At 38.5% G+C, this 317-nt stretch carries 1 protein-coding gene; it reads right to left on the bottom strand.

The features are described 5' to 3' along the window. Positions 1–317, bottom strand: a 317-nt coding sequence (locus tag ACYQ11_RS22200) for a hypothetical protein (RefSeq protein WP_459926022.1), incomplete at both ends; no start/stop codon positions are given.

The raw sequence follows: 317 nt of genomic DNA, 5'->3' as shown, positions 1-317 counted from the left end.
TCTTTCATGTTTTTCAAATGAGCCTATAACGTGGTACTGCCATTGCCAAGATTCCATTTGTTCTTCGTGATAAATAAAATATAAGGATTTCCAGCGTTTTGAATCTGATATGTTTACCCAATTTTCATCTGAGCAACCAATCCACAATTCATAGTTCAACGAAGCCCCATGTTGTTCAAGATTCAATCGGATTGGTACTTGCCAATCTGCTTTCCCACCAAGTGTATGGAAAATCCCGCAAAATTGATAGAAGTCCTCACCCTCGTTTTCTGCTACTATGCTTGCAATGTCATCCAATGAAGTTTTTGACCAAGGTA

The organism is Desulfatiferula olefinivorans, from assembly GCF_054657895.1.
Note: the sequence above shows the minus strand (reverse complement) of the source record. Positions and strands in the feature narration are given on the sequence as shown.